Raw genomic sequence first — 13,986 nt, 5'->3', positions numbered from 1 at the left:
TACGAAATAACGGAGTATGATCCACAAAGCGGGGGACTGAGACAACCGTTTGTTACGGAAATCCAATAAAAAAAGGGCGGGAATTGCTCGCCGCCCTTTCTGCTACCGTGAGTATCGTATTTTAGCCATTGATCTCGTAGATACGGCTCTCACCGGCAACCACGGTATCGCCCGCCAGCAGCGTCAGTCCCGAGAAATCCTCGATGTTGCTGACCACAACCGGGCTGATCATCGAGCGGGCATTGGCCTCAAGGAAGGCCAGGTCCATCTCCAGCACCGGCTGACCGGCCACCACCTGGGCACCCTCTTCCACCAGTCGGGTAAAGCCTTTACCCTGCAGCGCCACGGTATCCAGCCCCATGTGCACCACAATTTCCGCGCCTTTTTCCGTTTCCAGACAGAACGCGTGATTGGTGTTAAAGATTTTCACCAGCGTGCCGCTTGCGGGAGCCACGACGGTGCTGCTGGTCGGTTTAATCGCCAGGCCGTCACCGACCGCTTTACTGGCGAAGGCTTCATCAGGCACCTGGTCAATCGCCACCACGGTGCCGCTTACCGGCGCCACCAGCGTTCCGACAATACCTTTGCTGGCATTCGATACCGCCTGCGGGGCCGCGACGGGCGCAGCAGGAGCAACCGGCGCCGCGGAAGGCGCTGCCGCCGCGATTGGCCCTTTGGCAATCAGTTTTTTCATGCTTTCAGCGATAGATTCTGCTTTCGCACCGACGATCACCTGAATCGTCTGTTTGTTCAGTCGGACAATGCCCGAGGCACCCAAACGCTTACAGGCCGCATCGTTGACCAGTCCCGCATCCTTAACCGACAGGCGCAGACGGGTAATACAGGCATCAATCACGTTAAGGTTATCGGAGCCACCAATCGCCACAATGTACTGGCGGGACAGCTGATCCATCCCCTCTTCGGTGTTGCTGTTCGCTTCGTCGTTTACCACCAGGTCAGCGGCATCCTCGCGGCCCGGCGTTTTCAGGTTCATCATGCGAATAACCGCGCTGAACAGCACGAAGTACACCACAAAGGCAACCAGGCCCATCACCAGTAGCACCCAGACATTCTGGCTGGCTGCCGGCAGGTTATACATCAACACATAGTCGATAGCACCCGCCGAGAAGGAGAAGCCGGCATGGATACCCAGCAGGGTTGCCACAAACAGGCTGATACCGGTCAGCAATGCGTGGATCAGGTACAGCATCGGAGCCAGGAACATGAACAGGAATTCAAGCGGCTCGGTCACACCGGTCAGGAAAGCGGTCACCGCAACGGACAGCAGCATCCCGCCGACCATCGGACGACGCGCTTTAGGGGCAGCCATATACATCGCCAGCGCCGCACCCGGCAGACCGAACATCATGATCGGGAAGAAGCCCGACATGAACATCCCTGCGGTGCCGTCACCGGCGTAGAAACGGTTGATGTCGCCGTGGAAGACGGTACCCGCCGCGTTGGTGAACTCACCAATCTGGAACCAGGCAATGGTATTCAGCACCTGATGCAGACCGGTTGGGATCAGCAGACGGTTAACGAAGCCGAACACACCCGCACCAAAGGCACCTTCAGCAACAATCCATTCGCCACCGGCATGGATGGCGTTCTGCACCGGCGGCCAGATGTAGCCAAAAATAGCGGCCAGCACCAGACAGAAGAAGCCGGTCGCGATCGGCACAAAACGTTTGCCGCCAAAGAAGCTGAGGAAATCAGGCAGTTTGATATCGGCCCAGCGGTTGTAGGTTGCACCCGCCACCAGACCGGTGATGATCCCCGCCAGCACACCCATATTGATCGCGGGATTGATGGTGACCATCGCTTTGGTAAGAATGAAGTAACCGACTGCACCGGCCAGTGCAGCCGCACCGGCATTGTCTTTGGACCAGGTAGACGCCACGCCGATAGCAAAGATTAGCGCCAGGTTATCGAAGATGGCACCGCCGCCCTGAGCAATGAACGGCATATTCAGTAAGTCAGGCTGACCAAAGCGTAGCATCAGCGCTGCAACCGGCAGTACGGCTATGGGCAGTTGTAATGAGCGCCCCAGTCGTTGAAAGAATCCTAAAATATTCACCTTTTCCCCCTTTGAACCCGTTAAGGTGCCAGAAATCGTTTGTTTTTTTACGGTCTTCTGCAGTCTGAGTGACAGTATACACCACAGTCATAAGTGTAAAAAAAAATTAATTCGCTTCGCAAATTATATCGCTACTTATGTGACCATAATCACCAAAAAAAGCATTTTCTCTACTGTCATACTGGTCAACAGAACAAACTTATTTTATGATACGAAAAATCAAAACGGACTTATTCCTCTGTTATCTGTTCGTAATCACGTTACGATTATTCTTAGTTAGCAGAGTGACGTTTTAGACCCCTTTTATATTGCTCAATTTACGAGGTTCATCATGAGACTGATTCCACTGGCAACATCTCCTCAGGTCGGCAAATGGGCGGCACGCCATATCGTTAACCGTATCAACGCTTTCAAACCCACCGCAGAGCGTCCGTTCATTTTGGGTCTGCCGACCGGTGGCACGCCGCTGGAAGCCTACAAGTACCTCATTGAGATGCACAAAGCGGGCCAGGTTAGCTTTAAACATGTCGTCACGTTCAATATGGACGAATATGTTGGCCTGCCCAAAGAGCACCCGGAAAGCTATCACAGCTTCATGCACCGTAACTTTTTTGATCACGTTGATATTCAAAGCGAAAACATCAACCTTCTGAATGGTAATGCGCCGGACATTGACGCAGAATGTCGTCAGTATGAGGAAAAAATCCGCGCCTACGGCAAAATCCATTTGTTTATGGGCGGCGTGGGCAACGACGGGCATATCGCCTTTAACGAACCCGCTTCCTCTCTGGCTTCGCGTACCCGTATTAAAACGCTGACCCACGATACCCGTATCGCCAACTCCCGTTTCTTTGGCGGTGACGTTGATCAGGTGCCTAAATACGCACTGACCGTGGGCGTCGGTACGCTGCTTGATGCGGAAGAAGTGATGATTCTGGTTACCGGGCACCTGAAGGCCCACGCTCTGCGTGCGGCGGTTGAAGGTAACGTGAATCATATGTGGACCATTAGCTGTCTGCAGCTGCATGCTAAATCCGTTGTGGTATGCGATGAGCCCGCCACCATGGAACTGAAAGTGAAGACCGTGAAGTACTTCCGCGAAATGGAAGCGGAAAATATTACCGGTCTGTGAGGCCGGGAGGTTTCTCCCCCTTCACCGATCGCCTCCGGCCGGGTAACGTTTTTACGCCGGTCGGATGGTATCAGTAACAAAAGTCAGGAGAATGACTATGTATGCGTTAACTCAGGGTCGTATCTACACCGGCCATGAAGTCCTCGACGGGCATGCGGTGGTGATCGCAAATGGCCTGATCGACCGTATTTGCCCACAGGGCGAGCTGCCTGCCGGCATTGAAATCCGCGACGTCCGCGGCGCCATTATTGCGCCGGGTTTTATCGACCTGCAGCTTAACGGCTGCGGCGGCGTGCAGTTTAATGACGACCCTGCGGCAATCAGCGTAGAAACGTTGAGCATCATGCAGAAGGCCAATGAAAAATCCGGCTGTACCAGCTTTCTGCCGACGCTGATCACCAGCACCGACGAGCTGATGAAGCGCGCGGTTGAAGTCATGCGAGCCTGGCTGGCGCAAAACAGCAATCAGGCGCTGGGCCTGCACCTGGAAGGGCCATGGCTGAATCCGCTGAAAAAGGGCACGCATAATCCGGCCCTGATCCGTGCCCCGGATAAAGCGCTGGTCGACTTCCTCTGCGAAAATGCGGACGTCATTACCAAAATTACGCTGGCCCCTGAGAAAGTGGGAGCGGAAGTCATCCGCCAGCTGCGCGCGGCCGGGATCGTCGTTTCCGCTGGTCACTCTCATGCCACCTATGATGAAGCCCGCAGCGGCATCTCCGCGGGCGTCAGCTTCGCCACCCACCTTTATAACGCCATGCCAACTACCTCCGGTCGTGAACCCGGTTTAATTGGCGCGCTGTTTGATTCTCCGGACGTCTGGTGCGGCGTCATTGCCGACGGTTTACACGTTCATTTTGCCAATATTCGGAACGCAAAACGCATCAAAGGCGACAAGCTGGTGCTGGTCACCGATGCCACCGCGCCGGCTGGGGCTGATATTGACCAGTTCATTTTTGCTGGTAAAACAATATACTATCGTAACGGGCTGTGCGTGGATGAAAACGGAACACTGAGTGGTTCTGCATTGACAATGATTGAAGCTGTTGAGAACAGCGTCGAACATGTTGGCATCGCCCTGGATGAGGCACTGCGTATGGCGACGCTTTATCCGGCCCGTGCAATGGGGGTTGATAACCAGTTAGGTTCAATTGAAGCCGGAAAAGTGGCTAACCTGACGGTATTCACCCGCGATTATAAAATCACCCGGACCATCGTTAACGGTAACGAGGTCTTTAGCGAGTAGATATTTAATGACCACTGGCGGCCAGGCCCAAATTGGGAATGTTGATCTTGTTAAACAACTGAACAGCGCGGCCGTTTACCGGCTTATCGATCAGCAGGGACCCATCTCGCGCATTCAGATTGCTGAACACAGCCAGCTTGCACCCGCCAGCGTAACCAAAATCACCCGACAGTTAATTGAGCGTGGGCTGATTAAAGAAGTTGAGCAGCAGGCTTCCACCGGCGGTCGCCGGGCAATATCCATTGTGAGCGAAACCCGCGGATTCAATACGATTGGCGTTCGCCTCGGGCGCAATGATGCCACGCTGACCCTGTTTGATCTCAGTGGAAAATCCCTGGCGGAGGAGCACTATCCTCTGCCAGAGCGCAGCCAGGAAACGCTGGAGCACGCGCTGTTTAATGCGATTGCCAGCTTCCATGAGCAGCATCAGCGCAAGCTGCGCGAACTCATCGCTATCTCGGTCATCCTTCCCGGCCTGGTCGACCCGACAAACGGCGTTATCCGCTATATGCCGCATATCAGCGTCAGCCACTGGCCGCTGGTTGCTAACCTTGAAAAACGCTTCAACGTCACCAGCTTTGTGGGCCATGACATTCGCAGTCTGGCGCTGGCAGAGCACTATTTTGGTGCCTCTCGCGACTGCGCAGACTCCATTCTGGTGCGCGTTCATCGCGGAACGGGGGCGGGGATTATTGCCAACGGCCATATTTTCCTCGGCAGCAACGGCAACGTCGGCGAGTTGGGACACATTCAGGTTGATCCACTCGGAGAACGCTGCCACTGCGGTAATTTCGGCTGCCTGGAAACTATCGCCGCTAACAGCGCGATTGAAAATCGCGTACGTCACCTGCTCACGCAAGGTTATCCCAGCAGCCTGAGCCTGGATAATTGCCAGATCCAGCATATCTGCAGTGCCGCCAATCGGGGTGATGCACTGGCCGCCGAAGTGATTGAGCATGTGGGCCGCCACCTGGGTAAGGCGATTGCGATTGCGATTAACCTGTTTAATCCGCAGAAGGTGGTTATCGCCGGTGAGATAACCGAGGCCGATAAAGTTCTGCTGCCCGCTATTGAAAGCTGCATTAATACTCAGGCGCTGAAGGCGTTCCGCAAAAACCTGCCGGTCGTGCGTTCAGAGATCGATCATCGCTCGGCAATTGGGGCTTTTGCGCTGGCAAAACGGGCCATGCTGAATGGCATCCTGCTTCAGCGACTTTTAGAAGCGTAATGAAGGACAGTAAGTGCATGACGATTAAAAACGTAATCTGTGACATTGACGGCGTATTAATGCATGACAATACCGCCGTGCCCGGTGCGCGCGAGTTCCTGCTGCGGATCATGGAAAATCATATGCCGCTGGTGGTGCTGACTAACTATCCTTCTCAAACTGCGATGGATCTGGCCAACCGCTTTGCGTCTGCCGGGATCGACCTCCCGGACAGCGTGTTTTACACCTCCGCCATGGCGACCGCCGATTTTCTGAAACGTCAGGAAGGGAAAAAAGCCTACGTCGTGGGCGAAGGTGCGCTGATCCATGAGCTGTACAAGGCAGGTTTTACCATTACCGATATAAACCCGGACTTTGTGATCGTGGGAGAAACGCGCTCCTTTAACTGGGACATGATGCATAAAGCCGCGTTCTTCGTGGCCAACGGCGCGCGTTTCATTGCCACTAATCCGGACAGCCACGGTCACGGCCACTCCCCTGCCTGCGGCGCGCTGTGCGCGGGGATTGAGCGCATCTCCGGGCGGCAGCCTTTTTACGTGGGTAAGCCCAGCCCGTGGATTATGCGCGCCGCGCTGAACAAGATGCAGGCCCATTCAGAGGAAACGGTTATCGTTGGCGACAACCTGCGCACCGATATTCTGGCCGGATTCCAGGCCGGGCTGGAAACCATACTGGTCCTTTCCGGCGTGTCCAGCCTGAGCGATATTGATGCCATGCCGTTCCGCCCTACCTGGGTTTACCCCTCCGTTGCGGATATCGACATATTTTAATCCTCAGCCCGGCCAGCGCCGGGCTTTGTCTTCCTGCACCGCGCAAAATTCAGCCGATTTTTGCCACTTTTTGATGATTCATCAATAAAAACGCCAATTTATTGCATATTCTCTAAAGATCCAGCCAAGTCGACGGGCAATTTTTCAGGTATTGGCTAAATTGCTTGCATAGTCTGCTCTGTTAGCGCATTTTCTTATACATCAGGCGGCAACTCTCGCCTCAAACCAATATCAATACCGCAAGGTAGTCGTTTAGGGAGCTGTGTATGTGTTCTATTTTTGGTGTACTCGATCTGAAAACCGATCCTACTGAACTGCGTAAGAAAGCGCTGGAGCTTTCTCGACTGATGCGCCACCGTGGCCCGGACTGGTCCGGCATTTATGCCGATGACTATGCCATCCTCGCCCACGAGCGTCTGTCGATCGTTGACGTTAACAATGGCGCACAGCCACTGTACAACGCCGCGCACACCCACGTACTGGCGGTTAACGGCGAAATCTACAACCATCAGGCACTGCGCGCTGAACTGAGCGATCGTTACGAATTCCAGACGGATTCCGACTGTGAAGTGATCCTTGCCCTGTATCAGGAAAAAGGTATCGACTTCCTGGATGAACTGCAGGGAATGTTCGCTTTCATTCTGTACGACACTGAGAAAAAAACCTGGCTGATCGGCCGTGACCACATCGGTATCATTCCGCTGTATATGGGCAACGATGAGCACGGCAACCTGTATGTTGCTTCTGAAATGAAGGCGCTGGTGCCGGTTTGCCGCACGATTAAAGAGTTCCCGGCGGGCAGCTATATGTCCAGCACCGACGGTGAGATCAAACGCTACTGGCAGCGCGACTGGTTTGACTATGCCGCCGTGGCTAACAACACCACCGATGCAGCGGCTCTGAAAAGCGCGCTGGAAGAATCCGTGAAAAGCCACCTGATGTCAGATGTCCCTTATGGCGTGCTGCTGTCCGGCGGTCTGGACTCCTCCATCATTTCAGCGGTAACCAAGAAATTTGCCGCCAAGCGCGTAGAAGATCACGACAAGAGCGAAGCCTGGTGGCCACAGCTGCACTCTTTCGCTGTGGGTCTGGAAGGTTCACCGGATCTGAAAGCCGCAAAAGCGGTGGCCGAACATCTGGGTACCGTGCACCATGAAATTCATTTCACCGTGCAGGAAGGTCTGGATGCGATTCGCGATGTGATTTATCACATTGAAACCTATGACGTAACGACCATCCGTGCCTCTACCCCAATGTATCTGATGTCACGCAAGATCAAAGCGATGGGCATCAAGATGGTATTGTCTGGCGAAGGCGCAGATGAGGTCTTCGGTGGCTACCTGTACTTCCATAAGGCACCGAACGCGCAGGAATTCCATGAGGAGAACGTGCGTAAACTGCATGCCCTGCACATGTTTGACTGTGCGCGTGCTAACAAAGCGATGTCCGCATGGGGCGTTGAGGCTCGCGTACCGTTCCTGGACAAAAAATTTCTGGATGTGGCGATGCGCATCAACCCGGAAGACAAAATGTGCGGTAGCAACGGCAAAATGGAAAAACACATCCTGCGCGAGTGTTTTGAATCCTACCTGCCGGCAAGCGTTGCATGGCGCCAGAAAGAGCAGTTCTCTGACGGTGTGGGCTACAGCTGGATTGATACCCTGAAAGAAGTGGCCGCAGAGCAGATTACCGACCAGCAGCTGCAAACCGCGCACTTCCGCTTCCCGTACAACACGCCGACCTCTAAAGAAGCGTATCTGTACCGTGAAATCTTTGAAGAGCTGTTCCCGGTCCCAAGCGCGGCTGAATGCGTGCCTGGCGGCCCATCAGTAGCCTGCTCGTCGGCTAAAGCCATCGAATGGGACGAAGCGTTCAAAACCATGGACGATCCGTCAGGACGTGCCGTTGGCGTGCATCAGGCAGCCTACTAATCCTTACCGTTTCACAACGACTTACGGGCCTTAATGGCCCGTTTTTTTTTGCCAGAATGCTGTTTAGCCTCAGAATTTGTTGATTTTATCGACATAATGGTCACAAGCCATGCAAACAACACGTTTATGGCAAAAAACGGGAAAAAACCAGTTGACGCTTTTGGGCTAACTCCGCATAATGCGCCCCGCAACGCCGATGAAGGTTACGCAAAAAAAGAAGGCTACTTAGCTCAGCTGGTTAGAGCACAGCACTCATAATGCTGGGGTCACAGGTTCGATTCCCGTAGTAGCCACCACTTCTTTTTGCGCGGGAGTGGCGAAATTGGTAGACGCACCAGATTTAGGTTCTGGCGCCGCAAGGTGTGCGAGTTCAAGTCTCGCCTCCCGCACCATTTCCGACAAAGGTTTGCAGCAAGGATGGGGTATCGCCAAGCGGTAAGGCACCGGTTTTTGATACCGGCATTCCCTGGTTCGAATCCAGGTACCCCAGCCAGTTTTTGTAGTAAGATGTTTAGTTCTGACTGTCACGTTATCGTGATGCGGACATTGGGATATCGCCAAGCGGTAAGGCACCGGTTTTTGATACCGGCATTCCCTGGTTCGAATCCAGGTATCCCAGCCAGTCAGAAAGTAGTAAAGCAGTAAAGTACGGCTACTTAGCTCAGCTGGTTAGAGCACAGCACTCATAATGCTGGGGTCACAGGTTCGATTCCCGTAGTAGCCACCAAATTTTTGGGGTGTCGCCAAGCGGTAAGGCACTGGTTTCTGATACCAGCATTCCGGGGTTCGAATCCCTGCACCCCAGCCATATAAAGACGGCTGGTTGTTATAAGTCGCAAAGTAAAAGTCGCCTGGTTCGCCAGTCGCAGTAAAAATTGGGGTGTCGCCAAGTGGTAAGGCTCTGGTTTCTGATACCAGCATTCCGGGGTTCGAATCCCTGCACCCCAGCCACATAGTAAAAAAGCCCGCTAAAGCGGGCTTTTTTACGTCTGCTTATTATCTCATTCCAGTCACACACCCCGGAATCAAAACGGGCCGCGCCACGATCCTATCGGGCAGGCTGTTAACCTACCCGGTTTTGACCTACAGCCCCAGCGCGTAACGCAGGGCCTGACGCTTCAGCCCGCCCGAATGCTGTGCCGCCATCAGGCCCAGATTGCGAACGATTTTTAACGGAGCCAGCTGATTGCTGAAGGCGAAATAGAACAGATCCATCCCGCTCTGCATCAGCAGATTATCTTTCTGGCGCTGACGCTGATAGCGCAGCAGCACCGCTTCAGAAGCCCAGTCCTCCGCACGCAGCCGCGATGCGCTCAGCACGTTAGTCAGCGCATCGACGTCACGATAGCCGAGATTCACGCCCTGCCCGGCCAGCGGATTAATGGTGTGGGCCGCATCGCCCACCAGCGCCAGGCCGGGCTTAACGTAGTCGATGGCGTGCCTGCGCACCAGCGGGAACGATCCGGCAGCCACGGCGGTCACTTTGCCTAATCGCGCCGGGAAATGTGCAGCAATTTCTTTTTGCAGCTGGGGGAGCGGCATCGCCTGCAGCTGGCGAATACGCGCCGGGCTGTCATACCAGACCAGCGATGCCCAGTTATCAAACAGCGGCAGGAAAGCACGCGGTCCCTGTGGGGTGAACTGCTGCCAGGTGGTATCACCCGCATCCTGTTCACAGCGCACGCCGATCAGCATACACGACTGGGCATAGTTCCAGCCGCGAATCCCTATCCCGGCCATCTGGCGAACCTGCGAATTGGCCCCGTCGGCGCCAATGACCAGGCGCGCATTCAGCCGCTGGCCATCGTCCAGCGTCAGCTGCCAGCCCCCGTTGACGGATTGCAGACCCTGCAGCCGTGCAGGGCACATCATCCGCACGGGCTGCTGCTGCAGACGCTGCCACAGCGCACGCTGCAGCACGTTGTTCTCCACCATATAGCCGAGCTCCGGCAGCCCGAGTGAGGCGGCATCAAACGAAACCTGAGCCGCCTGCCACTCCCAGGTTTCCAGCCGGCGATAAGGCACGCAGCGCATAGCGCTGACCGCAGGCCAGACGTCAAGCTGCCTGAGTAAGGCGACGGAGGCAGCACCGATGGCCGAGATACGTAAGTCAGGAGGGCTGGCCGGGTCAAATGCCGCAGGGGCTTCCTGCTCCAGTACCGCTACCTCAAATCCATGCTGCGCCAGACCACTGGCCAGCGCGGCCCCCACCATGCCACCACCGACGATGGCGACATCTACCCTCTGCTCATTTTCTGTCATTATTTTTCCTTCACCGACGTTGCCAATCATGCTCTACGGCTACACCTCGCCGGGCGAATTCTGGTATCCTGATAGTTAGTAAGTGTACCGGATTTTAACCCCGTTACCTCAGTTTCACTGGTCGCGAAACAACAGGATACGCGCCCAGCACTCTTTTCTGCATGACAAATGGCAAGTCGATGACAAAAAAACTGCATATTAAAACCTGGGGCTGTCAAATGAATGAGTATGACTCATCCAAAATGGCAGACCTGTTAAACAGCACCCACGGTTACACCCTGACCGAAGAGGCGGAAGACGCTGACGTACTGCTGCTCAACACCTGTTCGATTCGCGAAAAGGCTCAGGAAAAAGTTTTCAATCTGCTTGGCCGTTGGCGAAAGCTGAAAGAAGCCCGTCCTGACGTCATTATCGGCGTCGGGGGCTGTGTGGCATCGCAGGAGGGCGAGCATATTCGTCAGCGCGCCAGCTGCGTGGATATTGTGTTTGGCCCGCAGACCCTGCACCGCCTGCCGGAAATGATCAACACCGTTCGCGGCACCAAAAGTCCGGTCGTTGACATCAGCTTCCCGGAAATCGAGAAGTTTGACCGCATGCCGGAACCGCGCGCGGACGGCCCTACCGCGTTTGTGTCAATTATGGAAGGCTGCAACAAGTACTGTACCTTCTGCGTGGTGCCCTATACGCGCGGTGAAGAGGTTAGCCGCCCGTCGGATGATATTCTCTTTGAGATCGCCCAGCTGGCCGCGCAGGGCGTGCGGGAAGTGAATCTGCTGGGGCAAAACGTTAACGCTTACCGGGGCGAAACTTACGATGGCGGAATCTGTACTTTTGCCGAACTGCTGCGTCTGGTAGCGGCCATTGATGGTATCGATCGCCTTCGTTTTACCACCAGCCACCCGATCGAGTTCACCGACGATATTATTGACGTCTACCGCGATACGCCGGAGCTGGTCAGTTTCCTGCACCTGCCGGTTCAGAGCGGTGCGGACCGCATCCTGACGCTGATGAAGCGTTCACATACCGCACTGGAATATAAGGCGATCGTGCGTAAACTGTTGGCCGCCCGTCCAGATATTCAGATGAGTTCCGACTTTATCATCGGCTTCCCTGGCGAAACCCAGGCCGATTTTGAGCAGACCATGAAGCTGGTTGGCGATATCAACTTCGACGTCAGTTTCAGCTTTATCTACTCTGCGCGTCCCGGTACGCCCGCCGCCGACCTGCCGGACGATGTATCGGAAGAAGAGAAGAAACAGCGCCTGTATATTTTGCAGGACCGCATTAACCAGCAGGCGATGGCGTGGAGCCGCCGCATGCTCGGCACCGTTCAGCGGATTCTGGTGGAAGGCACCTCGCGTAAAAATGTGATGGAGCTGTCCGGCCGTACGGAAAACAACCGAGTGGTCAACTTTGAGGGCACGCCTGAACATATCGGCAAGTTTGTCGATGTTGAAATTGTCGATATTTACGCCAACTCTCTGCGCGGCGTGCTGCTGCGCAGTGAAGAACAGATGGGCCTGCGCATCAATGAGTCCCCTGCCTCGGTCATTGCCCGTACCCGCAAAGAAAACGAGCTGGGCGTAGGATCTTTCCAGCCCTGATCCCCTTCTTAAAATGCGGCGAGGCTTCCAGTTCGCCGCATTATTTCATGCAACGACGGTTGGTTTCTGAAATCTCAGCCCAAATATCGGTTGAGACGCTTGCACCTTTGCGCCTCGCCATAAATAATTCCCTTATGGCACTGGCGTTTAAGTCGGTGAAATCCACTTTTCTCAACCTGGCCCTGAGTGACCCAAAGGATTAGTTTGAATATTGAAACACGTGAAATTACCTTAGACCCGGCCGATAACACCCGACTGCTGAGCCTCTGTGGCCCATTCGATGACAATATTAAGCAGCTGGAGCGCCGTCTTGGGATTGAAATAAACCGCCGGGATAATGCCTTTAAGCTGGTAGGCCGGGCACTCTGCGTTAATGCCGCCGTGGATATCCTGCGCGATCTGTATGTGGATACCGCCCCCGTGCGTGGCCACATCCCGGATATCGACCCGGAACAGATTCATCTGGCAATTAAAGAGAGCCGGGTGCTGGAGCAGACCGCGGAGAGCGTACCCGATTTTGGCAAGGCGATTCACATTAAGACCAAGCGTGGCGTTATCAAGCCGCGTACGCCTAATCAGGCGCAGTACATTGCCAACATTCTTGACCACGATGTGACCTTTGGCATTGGCCCTGCGGGTACCGGTAAAACCTACCTGGCGGTGGCCGCTGCGGTAGATGCGCTTGAGCGTCAGGAGATCCGCCGTATTCTGCTGACCCGTCCGGCAGTGGAAGCCGGCGAGAAGCTGGGCTTTCTTCCCGGCGATCTCAGCCAGAAGGTCGATCCCTACCTGCGTCCGCTGTATGACGCCCTGTTTGAGATGCTGGGCTTTGAGCGCGTAGAGAAACTGATTGAGCGCAACGTTATCGAAGTGGCTCCGCTGGCCTACATGCGCGGCCGTACGCTCAACGATGCCTTTATCATTCTGGATGAGAGCCAGAACACCACCATCGAACAGATGAAGATGTTCCTGACCCGTATCGGCTTCAACTCGCGAGCGGTGATCACCGGTGACGTTACGCAGATCGACCTGCCGCGTAATCTGAAATCCGGCCTGCGCCATGCGATTGAAGTGTTATCTGACGTACCGGAACTGAGCTTCAACTTCTTCCACAGCGAAGACGTGGTGCGCCATCCGGTCGTTGCCCGCATTGTTATTGCCTATGAAGCCTGGGAAAGCGCCGATCAAAAACGACGCGATGCCCTGGCAGAAGAACGTAAACGTGAAGCGCTTGCCCTGCAGCAGGCCGCTTCACAGGAGAGCAAATGAGTACAGTCATTCTTGACCTGCAGTTAGCCTGTGAAAGCGAACAGGGATTACCGGCTGAAGCTGATTTCCGCCGCTGGCTGGAAGCGGTGCTGCCGCAGTTCCAGCCGGAAAGTGAAGTCACCATTCGCGTGGTGGATGAAGCGGAAAGCCATGAGTTAAACCATACGTATCGCGGTAAGGACAAGCCAACCAACGTGCTGTCTTTTCCGTTTGAAGCGCCGCCGGGCATTGAACTGCCCCTGCTGGGCGATCTGATTATTTGCCGTCAGGTTGTTGAGCAGGAAGCGCAGGAGCAGGAGAAAGCGCTGGAGGCGCACTGGGCGCACATGGTGATCCACGGCAGCCTGCATTTATTAGGTTACGATCACATCGAAGATGATGAAGCCGAAGAGATGGAATCGCTGGAGACCGAGATAATGCTTGCTCTTGGCTATCCCGATCCGTACATTTCGGAGAAAGAATAAGTC

General features: G+C 54.8%; 10 protein-coding genes and 7 tRNA genes. 15 read left to right on the top strand and 2 right to left on the bottom strand.

All coding sequences use genetic code 11. The features are described 5' to 3' along the window. Positions 1 to 121 precede the first annotated feature (121 nt). Positions 122 to 2,077 carry a PTS N-acetyl glucosamine transporter subunit IIABC gene (gene nagE / locus PGH32_RS02175; protein ID WP_337893066.1) on the bottom strand — a complete coding sequence of 652 codons (1,956 nt, stop codon included), beginning with the start codon at positions 2,075 to 2,077 and terminating at the stop codon, positions 122 to 124. 331 nt (positions 2,078 to 2,408) lie between these two features. On the opposite strand from nagE, the gene nagB reads away from it, so the two are divergent. The 12 genes from nagB (at position 2,409) to PGH32_RS02115 (ending at position 9,335) form a co-directional block, all read left to right on the top strand. Further along, on the top strand, positions 2,409 to 3,209 hold the full coding sequence (gene nagB, locus PGH32_RS02170) for a glucosamine-6-phosphate deaminase (RefSeq protein WP_314418177.1): 801 nt from the start codon (positions 2,409 to 2,411) through the stop codon (positions 3,207 to 3,209). Between the two features lie 97 nt (positions 3,210 to 3,306). Continuing rightward, positions 3,307 to 4,455 (top strand): N-acetylglucosamine-6-phosphate deacetylase, encoded by a 1,149-nt coding sequence (gene nagA, locus PGH32_RS02165; protein WP_337893065.1) that lies wholly within the window; start codon positions 3,307 to 3,309, stop codon positions 4,453 to 4,455. A 7-nt stretch (positions 4,456 to 4,462) separates the two neighbouring features. Beyond that, positions 4,463 to 5,683, top strand: a complete 1,221-nt coding sequence (gene nagC, locus PGH32_RS02160) for a DNA-binding transcriptional regulator NagC (protein ID WP_337893064.1) — start codon at positions 4,463 to 4,465, stop codon at positions 5,681 to 5,683. Positions 5,684 to 5,700: 17 nt separating this feature from the next. Further along, positions 5,701 to 6,453: an HAD-IIA family hydrolase gene (locus tag PGH32_RS02155; RefSeq protein WP_314418182.1), complete on the top strand. Its 753-nt coding sequence runs from the start codon at positions 5,701 to 5,703 to the stop codon at positions 6,451 to 6,453. A 266-nt stretch (positions 6,454 to 6,719) separates the two neighbouring features. Next, positions 6,720 to 8,384, top strand: coding sequence for an asparagine synthase B (gene asnB, locus PGH32_RS02150; protein WP_314418184.1), 1,665 nt, complete (start codon positions 6,720 to 6,722; stop codon positions 8,382 to 8,384). 219 nt (positions 8,385 to 8,603) lie between these two features. Next, positions 8,604 to 8,680: transfer RNA gene (locus PGH32_RS02145), tRNA-Met, on the top strand. A gap of 11 nt (positions 8,681 to 8,691) precedes the next feature. Beyond that, a tRNA-Leu gene (locus PGH32_RS02140) sits at positions 8,692 to 8,776 on the top strand. A gap of 26 nt (positions 8,777 to 8,802) precedes the next feature. Continuing rightward, positions 8,803 to 8,877 (top strand) — tRNA-Gln (locus PGH32_RS02135). Positions 8,878 to 8,931: 54 nt separating this feature from the next. Beyond that, positions 8,932 to 9,006 (top strand) — tRNA-Gln (locus PGH32_RS02130). A 28-nt stretch (positions 9,007 to 9,034) separates the two neighbouring features. Beyond that, positions 9,035 to 9,111, top strand: a tRNA-Met gene (locus tag PGH32_RS02125). 6 nt (positions 9,112 to 9,117) lie between these two features. Beyond that, positions 9,118 to 9,192, top strand: a tRNA-Gln gene (locus PGH32_RS02120). Positions 9,193 to 9,260: 68 nt separating this feature from the next. Further along, positions 9,261 to 9,335, top strand: a tRNA-Gln gene (locus tag PGH32_RS02115). A 132-nt stretch (positions 9,336 to 9,467) separates the two neighbouring features. Here PGH32_RS02115 and ubiF read toward each other — a convergent pair. Next, positions 9,468 to 10,646: a 3-demethoxyubiquinol 3-hydroxylase gene (gene ubiF, locus PGH32_RS02110; protein ID WP_337893063.1), complete on the bottom strand. Its 1,179-nt coding sequence runs from the start codon at positions 10,644 to 10,646 to the stop codon at positions 9,468 to 9,470. 179 nt (positions 10,647 to 10,825) lie between these two features. Between ubiF and miaB the strand changes: the two genes are divergently transcribed. The 3 genes from miaB (at position 10,826) to ybeY (ending at position 13,983) form a co-directional block, all read left to right on the top strand. Continuing rightward, positions 10,826 to 12,250: a tRNA (N6-isopentenyl adenosine(37)-C2)-methylthiotransferase MiaB gene (miaB, locus tag PGH32_RS02105; protein ID WP_314418188.1), complete on the top strand. Its 1,425-nt coding sequence runs from the start codon at positions 10,826 to 10,828 to the stop codon at positions 12,248 to 12,250. 204 nt (positions 12,251 to 12,454) lie between these two features. Continuing rightward, positions 12,455 to 13,519 carry a PhoH family protein gene (locus PGH32_RS02100; RefSeq protein WP_314418190.1) on the top strand — a complete coding sequence of 355 codons (1,065 nt, stop codon included), beginning with the start codon at positions 12,455 to 12,457 and terminating at the stop codon, positions 13,517 to 13,519. Then, positions 13,516 to 13,983 carry an rRNA maturation RNase YbeY gene (gene ybeY, locus PGH32_RS02095; RefSeq protein WP_314418192.1) on the top strand — a complete coding sequence of 156 codons (468 nt, stop codon included), beginning with the start codon at positions 13,516 to 13,518 and terminating at the stop codon, positions 13,981 to 13,983. Before PGH32_RS02100 ends, ybeY begins: the two co-directional genes overlap by 4 nt. Positions 13,984 to 13,986 lie beyond the last annotated feature (3 nt).

The sequence above is a fragment of the Erwinia sp. SLM-02 genome (genome assembly GCF_037450285.1).
Classification (GTDB): Bacteria; Pseudomonadota; Gammaproteobacteria; order Enterobacterales; family Enterobacteriaceae; genus Erwinia.
This window is presented reverse-complemented; position numbering and strand designations above follow the sequence as displayed.